The sequence below is a fragment of the Pseudomonas lundensis genome, assembly GCF_002269125.1.
In the GTDB taxonomy this organism is placed as follows: Bacteria; Pseudomonadota; Gammaproteobacteria; order Pseudomonadales; family Pseudomonadaceae; genus Aquipseudomonas; species Aquipseudomonas lundensis_A.
The window spans coordinates 1-1833 of sequence record NZ_NQKI01000083.1 but is presented as its reverse complement, the minus strand read 5'-3'; the positions used below and the strand labels follow the sequence as shown (position 1 = coordinate 1833).

The following is a 1833-nucleotide window of genomic DNA, read 5'->3' as shown; positions in this document are numbered from 1 at the left end:
TCACCCTCATGGGCAACGACCAGCCCTTCTCGGTGCTGGCCTTCAAAGGTGAAGAGGCCATCAGCGAGCCGTTTTCATTCGACATTGAACTGGTCAGTGAGCGGGCCAGTCTTGACCTTGACGCCCTCCTGCACCAGCCAGCCTGGCTCTCGTTTTCATCCCGCCACGGCATTCACGGGCAGATTGAGCGCATTACCCGCGCCAGCACCGGAAAACGCCTCACGCATTACAGCCTGACGCTGGTCCCCAGGCTGGCTTACCTCGCACATCGCACCAACCACCGGATTTTCCAGCGCCTGACCGTGCAGCAGATCATCGGGCAAGTGCTCAAGGAACACGGCATTTTCAACGATGCCTACGTGTTTGCCGGGTTCTCGGATTACCCGGCTCGCGACTATTGCGTGCAATACGGCGAGTCGGACCTGCACTTCATCCAGCGCCTGTGTTTTGAAGAAGGTTTTCACTATTACTTCAAACATGCGTCTGACAGCCATGTGCTGGTATTCGGTGACAAGCAGCAGGCGTTTACCCCACTCAAAGCGCCGACGCCCTACGTGCCGGGGAGCGGCATGGTTGCGCAAGGCCCTGCGGTCAATGACTTTCAGATGAGCCTGCACGCGTGTACCAACAGCACGTTTACCCGCGATTACGATTTCGAAAAAGCCGGACGCACCCTCGAGGCAGCTAGCCATTCGCCCTCCACGATGCGCCCGCTTGAACGCTACTCCTACCCCGGCCACTTCACCCGTGAGCAAGAAGGCAAGCGCCACAGCCTGCGCGCACTGGAACGCCATCAATCCCGACACTGCGTGGTCAGCGGCAAGAGCGATCAGCCCGCGTTACTCAGTGGCCATTTTCTGACCCTCAGTGAGCACCCGACCGCCGCCCACAATGGGCAGTGGCTGCTGACCCGCGTGCGGCACGAAGGGCACCAGCCTCAAGTGCTGGAAGAAATCGCGTCAGCCGCCGGCGAAGGGTTTCAGGGTTATCGCAACACCTTTGAGGGAACGCCGGAGATCGCCAGCTTTCGTGCCCCGAGGGTGTACGAAAAGCCGCGCATTTACGGCAGCCAGACCGCCCGCGTCACGGGCCCGGCGGGTGAAGAGATCCATTGCGACGCGTATGGCCGGGTGCGGGTCAAGTTTCATTGGGACCGCAGCCCTGACACCGATGCGCGCAGCAGTTGCTGGCTGCGGGTTTCCTCGAGCTGGGCGGGGGAGCGCTATGGCAGCGTTACCGTCCCGCGGGTCGGCATGGAAGTGCTGGTGGGCTTCGTCAATGGCGACCCGGACTGCCCGATCATTTCCGGGTGCCTGGCCAACAGCCTTAACCCGTTGCCGCTGGATTTACCGGCCAACAAGACCCAAAGCGTGTTTCGCAGCCGCAGTACCCCCGGCGGCAACGGTTACAACGAGTTGCGCATCGAAGACCGCAAAGACCAAGAGCTGATTTACCTGCATGCGCAGCGTGACCTCGAACAACACATCAAGCATGACTGCCGCTTGCAGATAGACGGCCAGCGCGAAGAAATCGTGAGCGGCAACAGCATCAGCGTGCTGGAGGCTGACGAACATCGCACCATCAGCGCGGACCGCAACGTGCAGATCAAGGGCAGCGACCACCAGCAGGTCGCGAGCAGCGTTCACACCTTTGCCGGGCACCGCGTCCTGGCGCAGGCCGGGCAGGAAGTGCACCTCAAGGCGGGGGCCTTGGTGACGCTGGATGCAGGGGCGAACCTGACGTTGATGGCAGGCGGTCATCATCTCGTGATCAATGCGGCGGGCATTTTTTGCAGCACACCGATCCAGTTGGGGGGCGTGCCGATACCGGGCA

Annotated in this window: 1 protein-coding gene; it reads left to right on the top strand. The window is 61.4% G+C overall.

Annotated elements, in window-relative coordinates:
- A partial coding sequence (locus CJF39_RS22525) for a type VI secretion system tip protein TssI/VgrG (RefSeq protein WP_141232221.1) occupies positions 1-1833 on the top strand: 1833 nt, incomplete at both ends.